The sequence below is a fragment of the Ignatzschineria cameli genome, from assembly GCF_003121895.1.
In the GTDB taxonomy this organism is placed as follows: Bacteria; Pseudomonadota; Gammaproteobacteria; order Cardiobacteriales; family Wohlfahrtiimonadaceae; genus Ignatzschineria; species Ignatzschineria cameli.
The window spans coordinates 1-18,113 of sequence record NZ_QEWW01000011.1; the positions used below are offsets into that span (position 1 = coordinate 1).

The following is an 18,113-nucleotide window of genomic DNA, read 5'->3' on the forward strand; positions in this document are numbered from 1 at the left end:
CAACTAAACCAACTTTAATATCACTGCCGTCCGTAGGGTTCTTAAGATTAACCTTAAAGCTACCATCACTATTGACGGTTCCTGTTGCGATCTCTTGTCCTTTGTTATTTTTAATAACAACTTTTGCACCAGGCTCGCCTTTACCTGATACCGACTTCCCATCTGATCCAACAGATAAATTAGTCGGCGCATCAGGTGCAACTTTATCCGGTGTTGATTTAATTACTTCTGGTGACTTATTACCGGCTCCATCAACTAAACCAACTTTAATATCACTGCCGTCCGTAGGGTTCTTAAGATTAACCTTAAAGCTACCATCACTATTGACGGTTCCTGTTGCGATCTCTTGTCCTTTGTTATTTTTAATAACAACTTTTGCGCCAGGCTCACCTTTACCTGAAACTGACTTTCCATCTGATCCGACAGATAGATTCGTCGGGGCATCCGGAGCAACTTTATCCGGAGTTGATTTCGTAACTTCTGGTGACTTATTACCGGCTCCATCAACTAAACCAACTTTAACATCACTGCCGTCCGTAGGGTTCTTAAGATTAACCTTAAAGCTACCATCACTATTGACGGTTCCTGTTGCGATCTCTTGGCCTTTGTTATTTTTAATAACAACTTTTGCACCAGGCTCGCCTTTACCTGATACCGACTTCCCATCTGATCCTACAGATAGATTCGTCGGGGCATCCGGAGCAACTTTATCCGGAGTTGATTTCGTAACTTCTGGTGACTTATTACCGGCTCCATCAACTAAACCAACTTTAATATCACTGCCGTCCGTAGGGTTCTTAAGATTAACCTTAAAGCTACCATCACTATTGACGGTTCCTGTTGCGATCTCTTGGCCTTTGTTATTTTTAATAACAACTTTTGCGCCTGGCTCACCTTTACCTGAAACTGACTTTCCATCTGATCCGACAGATAGATTCGTCGGCGCTTCAGGTGCAACTTTATCAGGAGTTGGAACTATTACTTCTTCTGATTTATTTCCAGCCTCGCCAACTAGTCCTACAGTAATGTCACTACCGTCAGTCGGACTATCTAATTCCACTGTAAAGTTACCATCTTCATCAACAGTGCCGGTCGCTAACTCATCTCCTTTATCATCTTTGATAACGACTGTAGCACCAGGTTCACCATTACCGGTTACACTTAGACCATCTTCCGACACAACGACATCTTTTGGCGCTTCAAGGATATCTAGATCAGAGTCACTGTCAGAGTCTGAATCGCTATCGGAATCGGAGTCGCTATCGGAATCGGAGTCGCTATCGGAATCGGAGTCGCTATCGGAATCGGAGTCACTATCCGAGTCTGAATCACTGTCGGAATCAGAGTCACTGTCGGAATCAGAATCGCTATCGGAATCTGAGTCGCTATCGGAGTCAGAGTCGCTATCGGAATCTGAATCACTATCTGAGTCAGAGTCGCTATCCGAGTCAGAATCGCTATCGGAGTCAGAGTCGCTGTCTGAATCTGAATCACTGTCTGAGTCGGAGTCGCTGTCCGAATCTGAATCACTGTCGGAATCGGAGTCACTGTCGGAATCTGAATCGCTGTCCGAGTCAGAATCGCTATCTGAGTCTGAATCGCTATCGGAATCGGAGTCACTATCCGAGTCTGAATCACTGTCTGAATCTGAATCGCTGTCCGAATCAGAGTCGCTATCGGAATCTGAATCACTGTCGGAATCGGAGTCACTGTCGGAATCAGAATCGCTATCGGAATCTGAATCGCTGTCCGAATCTGAATCGCTGTCCGAATCAGAATCGCTATCGGAATCTGAATCACTGTCGGAATCTGAATCGCTGTCCGAGTCAGAATCGCTATCGGAATCGGAGTCGCTATCGGAGTCTGAGTCACTGTCTGAATCTGAATCGCTATCCGAATCTGAGTCACTGTCGGAATCAGAATCGCTATCTGAATCGGAGTCGCTATCGGAATCTGAATCACTGTCGGAATCAGAGTCGCTATCGGAATCAGAATCACTGTCGGAATCGGAGTCACTGTCGGAATCTGAATCGCTATCGGAGTCTGAGTCACTGTCGGAATCTGAGTCACTATCCGAGTCAGAGTCGCTATCGGAGTCTGAGTCACTATCAGAATCAGAATCGCTGTCGGAATCGGAATCGGAGTCGCTATCGGAATCTGAATCACTGTCGGAGTCTGAATCAGAGTCACTATCCGAGTCTGAATCACTGTCCGAGTCAGAGTCGCTGTCGGAGTCTGAATCAGAGTCTGAGTCACTGTCCGAATCGGAGTCGCTGTCTGAATCTGAATCACTGTCAGAGTCTGAATCACTGTCGGAATCTGAATCACTGTCGGAATCTGAATCACTGTCGGAGTCTGAATCAGAGTCACTATCCGAGTCTGAATCACTGTCCGAATCAGAGTCGCTGTCGGAATCGGAGTCGCTGTCGGAATCTGAATCGCTATCGGAGTCTGAATCACTATCCGAGTCTGAATCACTGTCCGAATCAGAGTCGCTGTCCGAGTCTGAGTCACTATCGGAATCAGAGTCACTGTCGGACTCTGAGTCACTATCGGAATCTGAATCACTATCCGAGTCTGAGTCACTGTCGGAGTCGCTATCCGAGTCAGAATCGCTATCGGAATCTGAATCGCTGTCGGAATCGGAGTCGCTGTCCGAGTCGGAATCGCTGTCCGAATCGGAGTCACTATCTGAGTCAGAGTCGCTGTCGGAATCAGAATCACTATCTGAGTCTGAGTCACTGTCGGAATCGGAGTCACTATCCGAGTCAGAATCACTGTCGGAATCGGAGTCACTATCGGAGTCAGAATCGCTGTCAGAGTCAGAGTCGCTATCTGAGTCTGAATCACTATCCGAGTCTGAGTCGCTATCTGAGTCTGAGTCGCTATCTGAGTCTGAGTCACTGTCCGAATCTGAATCTGAATCACTATCAGAACCTAATCCATTCTCAGAACCTGAGCCATTTTCAGAGCCGGAACCATTTTCAGAGCCTGATCCACTTTCAGAGCCGGAACCGTTCTCAGAACCTGACCCGTTTTCAGAACCTGATCCATTGTCAGAGCCTGATCCGTTTTCAGTACCTGATCCATTCTCAGAACCTGAACCATTTTCAGAGCCGGAACCATTTTCAGTACCTGATCCGTTTTCAGTACCTGATCCATTCTCAGAACCTGAACCATTCTCAGAACCTGAGCCATTTTCAGAGCCTGAACCATTTTCAGTACCTGAACCATTTTCAGAGCCGGAACCATTTTCGGAGCCTGAACCATTTTCAGAGCCTGAACCGTTCTCAGAACCTGATCCACTTTCAGAGCCTGACCCATTTTCAGAACCTGATCCACTTTCAGAGCCTGAACCATTTTCAGAGCCGGAACCGTTCTCAGAACCTGATCCACTTTCAGAACCTGAACCGTTCTCAGAACCTGACCCGTTTTCAGAACCTGAACCATTCTCAGAACCCGATCCATTCTCAGAACCTGAACCGCTCTCAGAACCTGAACCGTTTTCAGAACCTGATCCATTGTCAGAGCCTGATCCGTTTTCAGTACCTGATCCGTTTTCAGTACCTGATCCATTCTCAGAACCTGAACCGCTCTCAGAACCTGAACCGCTCTCAGAACCTGAACCGTTCTCAGAACCTGATCCATTGTCAGAGCCTGATCCGTTTTCAGAACCTGATCCGTTTTCAGAACCTGAACCATTCTCAGAACCTGAACCGTTCTCAGAACCTGAACCATTTTCAGAACCTGAACCGTTCTCAGAACCTGAACCATTCTCAGAACCGGAGCCATTTTCAGAACCTGAACCATTCTCAGAACCTGAGCCGTTCTCAGAACCTGATCCACTTTCAGAGCCTGAGCCATTTTCAGAGCCTGAACCATTTTCAGAACCTGAACCATTCTCAGAACCTGATCCATTCTCAGAACCCGATCCATTCTCAGAACCTGAGCCATTTTCAGAGCCTGAACCATTTTCAGAGCCTGAACCGTTCTCAGAACCTGATCCACTTTCAGAGCCTGAACCATTTTCAGAACCTGATCCACTTTCAGAGCCTGAACCACTTTCAGAGCCTGAACCACTTTCAGAGCCTGAACCATTTTCAGAGCCGGAACCGTTCTCAGAACCTGATCCACTTTCAGAACCTGAACCGTTCTCAGAACCTGACCCGTTTTCAGAACCCGAACCATTCTCAGAACCCGATCCATTCTCAGAACCTGAACCGCTCTCAGAACCTGACCCGTTTTCAGAACCTGATCCATTGTCAGAGCCTGATCCGTTTTCAGTACCTGATCCGTTTTCAGTACCTGATCCACTCTCAGAACCTGAACCGTTCTCAGAACCTAATCCATTCTCAGAACCTGAGCCATTGTCAGAGCCTGATCCGTTTTCAGTACCTGAACCATTCTCAGAACCCGATCCATTCTCAGAACCTGAGCCGTTCTCAGAACCTGATCCACTTCCAGAGCCTGAGCCATTTTCAGAACCTGAACCATTTTCAGAACCTGAACCATTTTCAGAACCTGAACCATTCTCAGAACCTGATCCATTGTCAGAGCCTGAACCATTTTCAGAGCCGGAACCGTTCCCAGAACCTGAACCGTTCCCAGAACCTGATCCACTTTCAGAGCCTGAACCATTTTCAGTACCTGAACCATTCTCAGAGCCTGAACCATTCTCAGAGCCTGAACCATTTTCAGAGCCGGAACCGTTCTCAGAGCCTGAACCATTTTCAGAACCTGAATCGTTCTCAGAGCCGGAAACACTTTCAGAACCGGAACCATTTTCGCCTTTGACTTTTACCGATTCAGATTCATTGCCTGCGGAGTCTTTAGCGACAACATCATACTCTTCGCCATCTTTTAGACCCTTCTCAACTTCAACTTCGAAGTTACCATCTTCATCAACGTTACTTTTACCAACTTCATTGCCCTCTTTATCACGGATAATGACTTCAGCACCCGGCTCACCCTTACCAGTTACAGTGGTGGAACCATCTTTATTATTATTGATCTCTAAATCTGTTGGAGTATCAGGCTTATTAACATCACCCTGACCAGAAAAATGTCCTCCGCTAGAACTCGACGAAGACGTTGCAAGCATTCCGCCCAAAATACCGATACCCAATAAAGGCAACATCCATTTAGGCATCTCTACGCCTGAGGCTGCTCCCCCTACAACTTCTGACACTAAAGCAGGATCTACCGCAACTTCTACAAATCCATCTCCATTAAGCCAAAACAATTGAGAATCTTCGTATTCAAAGACTAACTCACTGTGGACTCCCTCTTTATTCTCATTATAGAATCCATAGAAAATGACCTTTTTTCCCGATACAAATGTCAATATCAGGTTATTACCATCGCGCTCAACTTTAGTAATATCTTGCGGACTCCCTTCTATCTTAATAAGATGAGGTGTTAATAATGTTTGGTCATCTAAAGAAACATTTAATGGTTTAGCACCATCTACCCGCTCGATCAATATCATTTTCATAAATTCCACTATTTAGTTTCTAGTTAAAGATTAATTTTATTTAATTAAGTTTTAATTGGCGTTTACAAATAAAGAAGATCAAAGATTAAAAAGCTATAAAACTAATAGAAAACAGTATGCGTAACTCACTCTCTAAAATAGATAGGAGGTTCAATCATATTCATCGGAAATCTTATCAGAATGCTCAAACGTCCTTACAATAAGGAGATTCTTATATTCACCATTAGTTTCAATTTACGGTCAAAACAATCACGATTGCTTTAACGACTCAAATCTTTACTCTTAACAAAACAATAATTAAAGTACTTATATAGTCTTGTATTTTAATAATAATAACATTTATTGTCAATAATTGAAAAAATCTTTAAACTTCGATGTAGGCAAGAAAACAAAATTCAACAAATAAATTCCACCATAAAGTATGCAATTATGCGCCTATAGAACACCTTTTACATTTTTTATAAATTATACGTAGCGATAGAGTTCATATATAATGATCAAAAAAAGTACTATGAATAACAAAAAATACAGGTGCATTTAAAATAAATATCATTATTTAACAAAATTTTATCTTAAAATTATTATATTAGTAATACTAGGTGTCAGTAATTCCCCTTCATATTAATTAACAACTACCCCCTACACCAACAATATATAGAGATGTTTATTGAGAGATATCTGCATATGTCACTCAATAGTAATGAAATTTTTACATTTAATCGATAAACCACATATATCCTCTTTAATTATATAAGAACATATAATATTATATAAAGCATCATCAGTTTAATAAGCATCCCATGTTAAGAGAAAAGATATATGAATTATTATTTGAGGAACCTTAATATTTTTGTGCACTAGGTATCTCAAATAAAATTAAATATCCATACTGCTTGATAGCTAGTAATATTAATCAATCTTTAAACCTTACACTCCAAGTACTACTTAATGATTAAGTAGTACTCATTGATTGAAACGAAACAAGATTTTCTTGGAACTCCCTTTAGATTGCTAAAGAGTAGAAATAAACATCACAATATAAATCACTCATCCTTACAATCACTTAAAACAGGGATTAGAAATAAACCAAATCTTACTTTAAGATAAGGCAAAGCTCCATGTGGGTATTTTTGCCTGATCACACATAAAAATATGCATTCTTCTCGTTACTTTTTCCCACGCAACTCTCACGTGCTTTAAAGCCCTGTCAGATTTCATCCAATTTCTCATAGCTGCATTAATTTCAAAAATAACTACTCCTGGTCTATCGATGTCCTGACTAAGCGCAAAATCGATACCTACATAATCCAACCCACTTTTTTGCAAGAGTGTTTCTATTGCACTCCAATTAAGCTCTCCGACTACCGCCTCAGGAGAGTCACAAAACTGTTTTTCTATCTCAATTAACCAAGGATTCTCTTTCATCAAAGTCTCTGAATTACCCAAATGTACATTAAAATCATTACCCGCAATGAAAAGATGAATTGGATACAATTTCCCAGCAACAAAAAAAGCTCTATATTTAGGAAATAAGCTTACATCTGGTAGTCTATCATCCTTAAAAGAAACATCTATATATTCAATAAGATAAATATCTTTGGGTGTTTGAGACACAATCGTTTCAAAATCAGTAAAATCATGCTGCTCTATGGACTCAATTAGGTACATGTTTTTACCACCTTGATAGCCAGATAATCGAACAATCAGCGGAAATTGGAATTGGTGCTTTTCTATCGCCTCTCTAATAAGTGAGTGACAGTTTTTGCTGATATTCTCTAACCTTATGTTCTTAGGATAAACAATGTTAGGAATGTTATTAAATCGCGTATAGTTATTATCTCTTGAAGTCGCTAAAATATCACTTGGATGATTGATAACAGGAACATTTGGGAATGCTGTACATATCGCAGCAGCCTTACAGAGCGCAACTTCACATCGCTCTGGATCTGTGATCGAATTATAGATAATATCAACAGAAATATTCTGTCTTTTTAACTCTTTTAGAGCAACATCGATATCATCAACGCGTAAAATAATTTTTTGAATGTCTCTATCGAGGACAGACATAAGATTATTGTGTCCATCAGGCATATGAAAAGATCTGCTCTTTGAATTAAAATTGAAAGATCCTGAAGCAAATGTTTGCAAAATAAGGACTTTTAACTTCCCTTCTCTACTTTTTGAAATTACATTCTCTTTCGAATACTGAAGTGCGTATTCAGAGCATTTCTCTTCATCTTTCAACTGATAGAAAAGGCTAGCCACAAATCCTTTCTCTAAAGAAATAAGCCCTTCATTTTTTTCTTTATCCAAAAAAAGATCAAGAAGAGTTTTACGATTTCCTGTATGCATAGCTGCCGTCATCAACCACTTTAAGTTTTTCTCTACCAAAACTTTTTGCTGTAGCAAATAACTCCCTACTTCAAAGGCCTCTCTATAATCTCTATTTTTTACCGACTTTTCTAATAGAGAATTAAGAGCCACATTTAATTTTTGATCCATTCCCAACTTCCTATAAATCTCTTAAATCTTTTGTTTTTTTATTAAAAAAACACTAAAGGTACAATTTTAATATATATATTACACCTTAATTAATAGTATTACTTGCTTTTAAATATCTATCAAAGTATATGTTTAACAATAAGGATATAGATAACAAACACAACTTCCCCCCTCCTCCATTCCTTCGATAATGATATAATACGACATCAGTTTCTTGAGCTAAAAGTAGCCACTGAAGAAATCATATCTATATTGGGAGAGACGATGACAGAATTGGTATTTGGGTCATTAATATTTTTGCCCGGCACCTTAAAAGTATTAGTTTTGGGATTTTTTATCTGGCTTATTGCGCGCGGATTTTATCGAAAAAAGCTCTACTCTAGTGGAATTTGGCATCCTAATCTCGTCGATATTAGTCTCTATTTTGTCTCGCTTTATCTGAGTCATTTAATCTTTCTGTTCCTACAAGGTTGATTATGAAGAATGTTTTAAAACGCTATTTAATTACCGTTATTGCCGCTCTTGTACTGATCGTTGTCGCTTTTCAGTTATGGAACTTTTACGTCTTAGGCGGTTGGACGCGCGATGGGAAGATTCGAGCGGATGTTATTCAAGTATCGGCACAAGTCTCCGGTAAACTAGTTAATCTCCCTATTATAGATAATCAATTAGTTCAGAAAGGTGAGCTTCTCTTTGAAATTGATCCGATCGATTATGAGATCAATCTTCGCAATGCAGAAGCACAATTAGAACAACTGCGCATACGACAGGAACAAGCGGCATTGCAATATGAGCGTAGAACCAATCTCGGTAATGTTGCTGCGATTTCAAAAGAACATCTTGATGATGTTAAATACAACTTAGATCTGCTCAATGATCAGGTACAGCAGGCTGAGATTGCGGTAGAAAAAGCAAAGCTCGACCTCAGTCGAACCAAGGTTTATGCTGAAGTCAGTGGCTATGTCACCAATATGAATATTCGTGAAGGGAGCTTTATTCCAGCTGGACAACCCCTCTTTGCGCTTGTCGATAAAGATAGCTTTCATGCTGTAGGCTACTTTGAAGAGACCAAACTTCCCTATATTGAAGTTGGACGCCGCGTTGAGATTATCCCCTACAATGGCGGAGAAAAGATGTATGGCTATATTACTGGATATGGTCGAGCGATTTTTGACCAGAGCGCACAGACAGGTGAACAGTTATTACAAGCAGTTAAGCCGAATTATCCGTGGGTAACTTTAGCACAAAGAATCCCGGTAAAAGTCGCTTTTGAAGAGAGTGATGAAGAATTAGAGGCACATAATCTTATCGCCGGGACGACAGTCACTATTATCGTTTTAGATGAAATGCATGAGTCTAAAAAATAGCCATGAGCCAGACAAACATCCAAGAATCTAAACTCAAGGTACTCCTTAATCAATTAGGTCACTATTTTGCCGGCCTCAATTACTCTTACGGATTACGTGTTGCCGTTGGCGTTGGAATCGCCTGGTTTATCGCATTTAGGTTGCAGACCGATAAGCCCTATTGGTCAATAATGACGGTGATCATCGTCTCTCTACCGATGCAGAGTATGTTAGTTGAGAAATTTTTAGCACGCTTGATCGGAACCCTTGTCGGCGCATTTGTCGTTACACTCCTTGCGACTGTGGCCCTCGATGATCAATGGCTATTTACCATCTACATGGCCTTTTGGCTCTCAATTTGTGCTTACTTAGCAAGTATCAAGAGCTCGATGGTAACTTACTGCTTTGCATTATGTGGCTATACTTCTGCTATTTTAGGGTTTGCGCTCTCAATCTCCCCCTCTTCATATATGGTCTTTCAGATCACTCAAGCACGAATTTTAGAGATCTTAATTGGTCTGGTAACCGCCTTTTTTGTCTCGATGTTATGGCCTTCACATTTAGAACGTATCATCGTCAAGCAGAAACTTCGCCTACAACGCTCTAATGTTAAACGGCTCTATCAATCCCTGTTAACCGCTGATTTTGATCCTTTAAAATTTAATAAGGTATATGAGAAAACTTTATTAGGATTGATGGATTTTCGAGATCTGATCTATCAAGAGTTTTTATCAGTATCGACAGAGCGAGAAGATAATCAGATGATCTATCACTACACCTACCGTTTGATGCGAGCGATGTCCGGCGTTTTAGTCCTTCAATCCATTAAGCAAGATCTTTTAAAATCAGATCAATTAGCAGTAACAGAATACCTAAATCAGCTTAACCAATGGTTTGCCACTGCCGGCATCACTGAAGAGAAACTAAAACGCAAACCGAAAGCACCTGATGCACTATTAAAAACAGCAAAAGGCGCTGAATTTGTCACAAAACTCGATGAGAAATTTACTGAGTTTTATCAGACTCGCTTAGATCAACCGATCGATGAAGATCTCTATATGCCGGATCGAAATATCCACTACAGCGATCGAAAAGAGGCACTTATCAATAGTGGGAGAACATTTATCAGTATTCTTTTTGGAATGTTTTTCTGGATGGAGACCCAATGGGATATGGGATATATCCTCTTAATATTGATCGGGATTATCTGCACCTTAGGGGCGACTTACCCCATGATCACAAAACTATTAACAATCACATTTGCTCTAACTCTGCTATTGACCATTCCGATCTCTTTTATGTTGAAGTTTGGGCTTCTGATTCAGGCCACAAGTATTGTCCCGGCGATGATGATTATTCTCCCCCTCTACTTTATTGCATCACTTATCCGGGCAAGCTCTATGTTAGGATTTTTAATCGGCTATGGCTTTCTATTAGCTTCTAGCTTCCTAATTGGATTTTCCAACCCGATGAGTTTCGATATCAATGCTTTTCTCAATCAAACTTTTGCACTCTTAGTTGCGCTCGGGATTATATTATTGATATTCAATATTATTCGTCCTACCTCTAATGAGCGTAAAATGGTGCGATTCCAACAAGATATAATGCAGCAATTTTCTCAGTTGGCGAATCATGTTTCGCTTCAAGCAATCAAAAACTATGAAGCACTTTTAACAAGCGCAGTTCAACAAGCAAAAGTGATTCCCGATATTCAAGAAAAGAGTCGATTTTTAGCACACTGCTTTTTAACAGTCGTCATTCTCAAAGAGCAATTAAAGCTACAAAATGCCGGCATAGAGTGGATAATTCCTGATAATCTAATTATCGCTATTAAAGAAGAGAGAATCGATGAAGCGCTACTTATTGTTAATAAGTTAGAAGAGAAAGCACCACAAGAAGAACAGCTCACCTACTGGATATTGCGTTGCGCCCTAACCTCTTTTAATCAGTTTTTGGAGGGGATGGATTAGATATTAAGTTTTGAGTTTTACTCGCAATACCATTACTCGCTTATATCGCTTATAAACAAATCTTAAAATAGCTTTATCTTTCATATAGATCTGCATATCGTTTTACTGATCATCCACTGACCTATCATCGCGTCCTTCAACTAGCTCATCTAGCACTGCCTTAAAGGCTTCAGCAGAGATGATGCTTTTACGAGCATCTCGCTCTTTAATATTTTTCTTTAAAAAATAATCGGCATACACTCTATTTTTCTTCATCGTCTCTAAAAGTAAACCTAGTGCTCTTAAATCGGAAGATTTCATCTTCTCATCTTGATGTATATTTTCATCACAAAGATAATCTATCAATGCAGAATGAGTGTTAGGGGCATTTTTACTGAGATGAGGTTTAATCGCATGATATGATGCATAATATGCTAATGATATTGTATTTCTGCACTCTATCTCTCTTGGAGAAGAAATTAGATTTCGCCTCGCTAAATCAAGAAAATCTGCACTAGACACAGACATAAAATATTACCTCTCATAGAAATTAAATGAAGCTGAGAAAACCTTGCCATTTAATTTAGGAATATCAGCTAACTTAAAAGCTAATTCAATATCTAGATCAACAATTTTATTAATTTCTGCTTCTGGCAAATAAACCATCATCTCCACATCATTTATTTTGAACTGAGGAGATGAATCAAATACTACTTTTCCAACGGCCAATTGATGTTCTTCTGCAATAGAAATATAGGTATCCATCAAAGACTTTAAATCATCCTCAGTAAAACAACTGTTCTCTATAAAAGCATTAAAGCCTGTTAAATATTCTTGATATTTTCCCATCTCATCGCTCTTTAGCGCTATAAGAGCTTCAAGATCTCTCCTAGATGCCTCAATGTCACCTTTGAGAAGAGAAGTAAAACAGATAGATTCCATAATACTTTTATCTCCACGATATTTTAATCTAAGCCTTGGCGTTACTCTCATAAACTCTTGAATTCTACTTGTTCTCAATAAATAAGCTAAAAAATTCTCTATAAAAGCCTCAGAACCGAGATAAAGAGATCGTCTAAAATATTTCAAAGCATTTGTTTCATTTTTCATTAATGCATAATAGAAAGCCCAGGTCTGAATATCCATGGAATCTTTCTTTCCAATTTTCTGCATTTCACGAAAATATAAAAGCTCTTCATCCTCTCGAATATATTCCTCATTTTCGAGTCTTCTAATTAACTCTTTACCTAAAACTTCTGAAATCTTTTCTGGCTGTACCATTATTACCTTTTTATGCCTTTCAAAGAAATATCATCACACCAATAAACTTGATCTATTAGTTTAGTAGCTTCCCTAACAAATTGCATTTAATACTTTTAATAATATGAAAAATATCGTAGAAACTGTTAGATAAGTAGTTAGTATTTGGAAGTATCAAATATTTCGTCAAAAACAAAAATGACTAAAAGAAAAAATGCAAACAAAACCTCAAAAGCTAAAATAACCGGATGTCAAAAACTAAATAGAGAATAAGATGAAAATGAAATGGATAGGAGGGTTTTAATGAGTGCACTAATGAGTACCTACAATCTCCAGATAAGCAAAAAGCCCCTAAAATAGGGGCTTTTAACGTATCGTATGGCGGAAAAGGAGGGATTCGAACCCTCGATACGCTATTAACGTATACACCCTTAGCAGGGGTGCGCCTTCAGCCACTCGGCCACTTTTCCTTTCTGTTTATTCGCTAGCTCTGTAGTGAATAGACGTACTATTATAGTAATTCTTTCCAAGATGTAAAGCGTTAAAATTGATCAATTACTCTTTTCGCCTCGATCTTGAATCTTTTATCAATTTTCAAATGCTAATGCTCTTCGCTCCATCAGTTTTGCAATCATGATGAGAACAACATTCACCGCAAGATAGATCACGCCTGCCATCGCATAATATGTGATGGAATCATACGTCTGCCCTGTCAGCTCTCTTGCTCTTCCCATAATATCGAGAAGGGTAATTCCCTGTACAAGAGATGTACTTTTGAAGATCAGGACAATCTCATTGGAATAACTCGGTAGAGCGCGTCTTAGTGCAAGTGGAATAAGAATCTTCATCGCCTCAAAACGGCTCATACCTAATGCTAAACAAGCCTCCCATTGGCTCTTAGAGATATTCTTTACTGCGCCATAGAAGAGCTGAGCCGTATAAGCAGCTGAATTCAAAGAGAGTGCTAAGATTGCACAAAACCAAGCTTCTGAGAAGAGTGACCAGAGGAATGACTCTCTGATAAAGGTAAATTGCCCGGGCCCTGTATAGAAGAGAAAGATCTGCACTAAAAGTGGCGTGCCGGTAAAGAAGATAATAAAACCGCGTGCAATCTTTGCCTGCCAACGATTCTCCCATAGCGTTAAGATTCCCGTTAAGAGAAGCGCTAAAATAAACCCTAAAAAGAGGGCCGCTACTGTTAAGCCTAAACTAAGCGGAACCCCTTCTAAAATAAAGATAAAATGATCTAACATGCTCTCCCCCTATTTCGCCGGCTCGTGATCATACTTGGTAATTCGATTGTAGAGAAGATCTTGTAGCTTCTGACTCACCAAAGAGATCACAAGATAGATCAACGCCGCCATCGTATACCAGGTAAATCCATCGGATGTTGCACTATAGATATAATCGGTCTCTTTCATCAGCTCATGAACACCAATTAAGGAGACAAGCGCGGTATCTTTTAATAGAACCAACCACTGATTACTTAAGCCCGGAAAGGCGTGACGCCACATCTGCGGCATAATAATATAGAAGAAGGTTGCCGGCTTAGAGAGCCCTAAAACGGCTCCGCTATGCCACTGCTCTTTAGGCACGGCAAGCAACGCACCTCGAATCGTCTGCGATGCGTAAGAAGCATAAATTAAAGAGAGTGCAAATGCGCCTAAACCAAAGAAGAGATACTCCCCATAACTATCAAGAATTGAGAAGTAGAGATCGATCACTTGGGGTGGCCAGATCTCCTCATACTCTAAAAAGAGATAAGGAAGCCCCAATCCGATCAGGAAGATGACGATCAATTCCGGCAATGAACGAATAATCGATACAAAAAGGGTGACGCTCCACCTAACAATTCGCCATCGGCTCAACTCTAAAATCGCTAAGATATTCGCCCAGAGAAATCCCATCACCAATGCGATAATCGCCAGTAAAATTGTCGCTTTTGCCGCCACTAACATCGCTGCAAAATATTGACTGTTAAACAGATCAAAAATAGTTGTTAGTTCACTCACACTCTTCCCTCAAATTAAACAAACAAAAAGCGATGAACCTTCCATCGCTTTTTTCGCAGTTACGCATCTCACTGCCACTACTGTTGCTCAAACCATTTACTATAGATCTCATCATATTTACCGCTCTCTTTAACCTCTTTGAGCGCTTCATTGATCTGATCTAATAATTCAGTATTACGTTTACCAACGCCGATACCTAATCCTTGGCCGAAGTATTTAGGATCTGTCACCTTCTCACCCACTATTGTGAAGTTATCATTCTCTTTCATATAATCATTCACAACTTCACCATCACCAAAAACAACATCAACACGACCGATAGCTAAATCGCTCATAGCCGCCGGATATTGTGGATAGACAGAGACATCAGCCCCTTTGTAGGTATCGCGAATATATTGTTGATGCGTTGAACCAGAAAGTACTCCAATTTTTGCATCTGCCACATCTTTGATCTGGTCTGCTTTATCCTTTGTTGTGATATAGATAGAGTAGTTTTGATAATAAGGGTCAGAGAAAGCAAGCTGTTTTGCACGCTCTTCCGTAATATCCATTCCTGAAATAACAGCATCATAACGACGTAGACGAAGATTAGGAATTAATGCATCAAACTCCTGTTCTGAGTAGACACACTCTTTCTCTAAAACGTTACATACTTCATTCATCAGGTCGATATCAAATCCTAATAACTCATTATTCTCACCCTTATATTCAAAAGGTGGATATGCCGGATTGGTTCCAACCACTAATTTATCTTGTGCATAGAGGGTTGTTGAACTCAATAATCCTGCGGCAACAAGTAGTAATCCTAATCTCTTTTTCATAATATTCTCCATCTATCTCTATTGTTATTTTCGATCTGTTCTCACAGTTTTTGATCTCTTTTTTGATCTGTTTGTTGATCTATCTTTGACATCTTTTTGCGATCTTTGCTGATCTCTTCACTCATCATCCGGCGCTTGAAATACAACTTGATATGATAGCGCATCTGCAGCTGATGATGCCGGCACCTTCGCCCTCCTCATCATATCGCATCTATCGTAAAATGAGGAATTTAATGGGAGAGATATTGCTTAAATTGCTCTGTCTTTGGCGTTACAAACATTGAGGCATCTCCCTCTTCGACAACGCGCCCATTTTCCATATAGATCACATAGGTCGCGATACGTTTTGCAAAATCAACATCATGAGTTACGACGATTTGTGTAATTCCTGTTGTCGATAGCTCTTCAATAATCGCAGCAACTTGCGAGGTGATCTCCGGGTCGAGTGCCGCGGTTGGCTCATCAAAGAGAAGCACTTCGGGCTCCATCATAAGCGCCCGTGCAATAGCAACTCGCTGTTGTTGTCCGCCGGAGAGCTTTAGTGGATATCGCTCATCTAATCCCTCCAACTTAAGAGATCGAAGCGCCTCTAACCCCTTCTGCTTCGCCGCTTCTTGGCTCATTTTACCGAGTTTAACCGGCGCATAGGTTAAGTTTTGCAACACTGTACGATGGGGCCAAAGATGGTATTGTTGGAAGATCATCCCCACTTTTTGACGCAATTCTCGAATGCTTTTTTCGGAGATCGACTGAGAGAAATCGAAATCAAATCCTGCAATCTCAAGCTCTCCCTCTTTTGGGCGTTCGAGTAGATTGAGGATACGTAATAAGGAGCTCTTCCCTGCGCCACTCGGCCCTAATAAAACAACGATCTCTCCCTCTTTCGCTTTAATAGATACATCGAAAAGTACTTGCGTATCGCCATAAAAATAGTTTAAGTGTTTCAGTTCAATCATTCTTCTATTATCTCTTTTCAGCCCGCAGGAACTTTGCAGAAGCCCTTATATCGCTTTTAGCAAAAAATTCGCAAAAGAGCGCATCAATCCGGGTGCGCTCACTCATTAGAATTATAAAATCTTCTTTTCAAACCTGTCTATTTTACGGTATTTTTTTCTTTCATGCAGAATCTTTTCATCATCATTTTCATTATAAAACAGGGGAAAAAGAAATCTCCCGGCAAATCTCTGCTAATATAAAATCTTTGCAACTAAGAACTGCTCAATTGATGCAATATTAATGAAAACTCTAGCAATATAACTGATGAAATAACCCGTAAAATAACCGGTAAAATAATCAGCAATGGAACAGTCAAAATAGAGGTCGCAAATAGTAATAAGTGGTTGGTCATGAATAGTTAATGAACCATACAGTTAATGATTCATTATTTAAATCATAAACTTATAAGCCATAGGCTGATAGATAAGTAACCTAATTAAATAGCAGATAGAAACAGATAGATAGTGATATGAAAAAAGCGCTTGTTGAAAAATTTTTAGATTCCCCCCATAAGCGGATTGCTCTGATGGGGATGAGTGGTGTAGGAAAGACCCATCTCTCCAAAAAGCTTCCCCCATCGGAATGGTTTCACTACTCGATTGATTATCGAATTGGCACACATCACCTTAAAGATGAAGTAAATGATTTTTTAACGCTTGAAGCGATGAAAAATCCACTCTTAAAGAGCTTAATTCAAAATCGAGCGATTTCAGTTGAATCTAGACTCTCTATTAGTAATCTCGCGCCGCTTTCTGCTTATTTAGGAATGGTCGGTAATCCTGCTGAAGGGGGGCAACCTCTGGCTCAATTTCTCGATCGTTTAGAGCGCCATCGTCTTGCTGAGATTGGTGCAATTGCCGATGTTCCCTACTTTATGGAGCGGGCGGAAAAGCTCTATCAGCGCCCTAACTTCATTATCGATACCAGCGGTAGCTTTTGTGAAATTCAAGATGAGAAGAGCTGGGAGTTGATCGGTCAAAATGCACTATTGATCTATATAAAGGCATCAGAGAAGGCGAAAAACTATGTGATCGAGCGCGCTCAATCCCATCCTAAGCCGCTCTACTATCAAGCTTCATTCCTCTTACCTAAGATTGAGGAGTATCTCAAAACTCATCAACTGCAATCGGAAGCAGAGATTACGCCGGCACATTTTACGCGTTGGATCTTCCCTCAACTCATTGAACATCGGCTTGAGCTCTATGAGATGATTGCAGAGCGTTATGGTGTTACGATCGATGCCGAAGCGCTCTATCACGTTAAAGATCAAGATCAATTTTTCGCACTTATTAAGGAGTCTATCGATGCCTAACAATAACCCGGCAGGAGCCACTATTCAGCGTGAAACGACAGATAATCTCCATATCAAAGGTTATGCCCCACGCTTCTTTCGACTCAATGACGAGAGTGAATGGCATGAGCCGATTATGCTTCTAAACAAAGAGGTTTTACACGGAGAACACTATTTGCCGGCAACATTTGAGCAATTAACAGAAGCTCATTTTGAAAAGTGGCTTGAATTGAAACCCACTGTTATTTTGATCGGTTCTGGCAATCAGATGCAATTTCTCGATCCCCAATGGCGAGCTTTCTTCTATCAACGCGGAATTGGTATTGAGACAATGGCCACAGAATCGCTCTGCCGGACATTTGCTATTTTAGCCGCCGAAGATCGCAATGCTTTAGGTGTCTTTTTTCCAATTGAGAAATAAGTCATTAAGTCATTAAGTCAT

Annotated in this window: 13 protein-coding genes and 1 tRNA gene; 5 read left to right on the forward strand and 9 right to left on the reverse strand. The window is 40.2% G+C overall.

The window, feature by feature from the left end:
• Together DC077_RS10970 and DC077_RS09650 are read right to left on the reverse strand one after the other, a co-directional pair.
• Positions 1 to 5,494: Ig-like domain-containing protein (locus tag DC077_RS10970; protein WP_193450584.1), on the reverse strand; the 5,494-nt coding region annotated here is incomplete at its 3' end.
• A gap of 1,098 nt (positions 5,495 to 6,592) precedes the next feature.
• The gene (locus DC077_RS09650; protein ID WP_109202284.1) at positions 6,593 to 7,996 is read right to left on the reverse strand and encodes an ATP-grasp domain-containing protein; all 1,404 of its coding nucleotides are present in this window, start codon (positions 7,994 to 7,996) and stop codon (positions 6,593 to 6,595) included.
• A gap of 264 nt (positions 7,997 to 8,260) precedes the next feature.
• On the opposite strand from DC077_RS09650, the gene DC077_RS09655 reads away from it, so the two are divergent.
• Genes DC077_RS09655 through DC077_RS09665 form a run of 3 tightly spaced genes read left to right on the forward strand, consistent with a single transcriptional unit; the run spans position 8,261 to position 11,312 of the window.
• Entirely contained in the window at positions 8,261 to 8,470 is a 210-nt protein-coding gene (locus tag DC077_RS09655; protein ID WP_109202285.1) for a DUF1656 domain-containing protein, read from the forward strand.
• Between the two features lie 2 nt (positions 8,471 to 8,472).
• On the forward strand, positions 8,473 to 9,363 hold the full coding sequence (locus tag DC077_RS09660; RefSeq protein ID WP_109202286.1) for an efflux RND transporter periplasmic adaptor subunit: 891 nt from the start codon (positions 8,473 to 8,475) through the stop codon (positions 9,361 to 9,363).
• 2 nt (positions 9,364 to 9,365) lie between these two features.
• The gene (locus tag DC077_RS09665) at positions 9,366 to 11,312 is read left to right on the forward strand and encodes an FUSC family protein (protein ID WP_109202287.1); all 1,947 of its coding nucleotides are present in this window, start codon (positions 9,366 to 9,368) and stop codon (positions 11,310 to 11,312) included.
• Between the two features lie 102 nt (positions 11,313 to 11,414).
• Here the strand turns inward: DC077_RS09665 and DC077_RS09670 are convergent, their stop codons facing one another.
• The 7 genes from DC077_RS09670 to artP all read right to left on the reverse strand — a co-directional run bounded on the left by DC077_RS09670 (position 11,415) and on the right by artP (position 16,340).
• The gene (locus tag DC077_RS09670) at positions 11,415 to 11,819 is read right to left on the reverse strand and encodes a hypothetical protein (RefSeq protein ID WP_109202288.1); all 405 of its coding nucleotides are present in this window, start codon (positions 11,817 to 11,819) and stop codon (positions 11,415 to 11,417) included.
• Positions 11,820 to 11,825: 6 nt separating this feature from the next.
• The gene (locus tag DC077_RS09675; RefSeq protein WP_109202289.1) at positions 11,826 to 12,572 is read right to left on the reverse strand and encodes a hypothetical protein; all 747 of its coding nucleotides are present in this window, start codon (positions 12,570 to 12,572) and stop codon (positions 11,826 to 11,828) included.
• A 358-nt stretch (positions 12,573 to 12,930) separates the two neighbouring features.
• Positions 12,931 to 13,021, reverse strand: a tRNA-Ser gene (locus DC077_RS09680).
• 117 nt (positions 13,022 to 13,138) lie between these two features.
• Complete coding sequence (gene artM, locus DC077_RS09685) at positions 13,139 to 13,804, reverse strand: arginine ABC transporter permease ArtM (RefSeq protein ID WP_094568544.1); 666 nt, start codon at positions 13,802 to 13,804, stop codon at positions 13,139 to 13,141.
• A gap of 9 nt (positions 13,805 to 13,813) precedes the next feature.
• Positions 13,814 to 14,509, reverse strand: a complete 696-nt coding sequence (locus DC077_RS09690; protein WP_094568550.1) for an ABC transporter permease subunit — start codon at positions 14,507 to 14,509, stop codon at positions 13,814 to 13,816.
• 131 nt (positions 14,510 to 14,640) lie between these two features.
• Positions 14,641 to 15,384, reverse strand: a complete 744-nt coding sequence (locus DC077_RS09695) for a transporter substrate-binding domain-containing protein (RefSeq protein WP_109202302.1) — start codon at positions 15,382 to 15,384, stop codon at positions 14,641 to 14,643.
• Positions 15,385 to 15,614: 230 nt separating this feature from the next.
• Positions 15,615 to 16,340 carry an arginine ABC transporter ATP-binding protein ArtP gene (artP, locus tag DC077_RS09700; RefSeq protein ID WP_094568545.1) on the reverse strand — a complete coding sequence of 242 codons (726 nt, stop codon included), beginning with the start codon at positions 16,338 to 16,340 and terminating at the stop codon, positions 15,615 to 15,617.
• A 509-nt stretch (positions 16,341 to 16,849) separates the two neighbouring features.
• Between artP and DC077_RS09705 the strand changes: the two genes are divergently transcribed.
• Complete coding sequence (locus DC077_RS09705; RefSeq protein WP_109218004.1) at positions 16,850 to 17,692, forward strand: hypothetical protein; 843 nt, start codon at positions 16,850 to 16,852, stop codon at positions 17,690 to 17,692.
• Complete coding sequence (locus DC077_RS09710; RefSeq protein WP_157953535.1) at positions 17,685 to 18,092, forward strand: Mth938-like domain-containing protein; 408 nt, start codon at positions 17,685 to 17,687, stop codon at positions 18,090 to 18,092. Before DC077_RS09705 ends, DC077_RS09710 begins: the two co-directional genes overlap by 8 nt.
• Positions 18,093 to 18,113 lie beyond the last annotated feature (21 nt).

Coding starts and splice junctions, on each gene's coding strand:
- DC077_RS09660 (WP_109202286.1), top strand. CDS start 8,473: ATGAAGAATGTTTTAAAACGCTATTTAATTACCGTTATTGCCGCTCTT.
- DC077_RS09705 (WP_109218004.1), top strand. CDS start 16,850: ATGAAAAAAGCGCTTGTTGAAAAATTTTTAGATTCCCCCCATAAGCGG.
- DC077_RS09695 (WP_109202302.1), bottom strand. CDS start 15,384: ATGAAAAAGAGATTAGGATTACTACTTGTTGCCGCAGGATTATTGAGT.
- DC077_RS09665 (WP_109202287.1), top strand. CDS start 9,366: ATGAGCCAGACAAACATCCAAGAATCTAAACTCAAGGTACTCCTTAAT.
- DC077_RS09655 (WP_109202285.1), top strand. CDS start 8,261: ATGACAGAATTGGTATTTGGGTCATTAATATTTTTGCCCGGCACCTTA.
- artM (WP_094568544.1), bottom strand. CDS start 13,804: ATGTTAGATCATTTTATCTTTATTTTAGAAGGGGTTCCGCTTAGTTTA.
- DC077_RS09710 (WP_157953535.1), top strand. CDS start 17,685: ATGCCTAACAATAACCCGGCAGGAGCCACTATTCAGCGTGAAACGACA.
- DC077_RS09675 (WP_109202289.1), bottom strand. CDS start 12,572: ATGGTACAGCCAGAAAAGATTTCAGAAGTTTTAGGTAAAGAGTTAATT.
- artP (WP_094568545.1), bottom strand. CDS start 16,340: ATGATTGAACTGAAACACTTAAACTATTTTTATGGCGATACGCAAGTA.
- DC077_RS09670 (WP_109202288.1), bottom strand. CDS start 11,819: ATGTCTGTGTCTAGTGCAGATTTTCTTGATTTAGCGAGGCGAAATCTA.
- DC077_RS09650 (WP_109202284.1), bottom strand. CDS start 7,996: ATGGATCAAAAATTAAATGTGGCTCTTAATTCTCTATTAGAAAAGTCG.
- DC077_RS09690 (WP_094568550.1), bottom strand. CDS start 14,509: ATGTTAGTGGCGGCAAAAGCGACAATTTTACTGGCGATTATCGCATTG.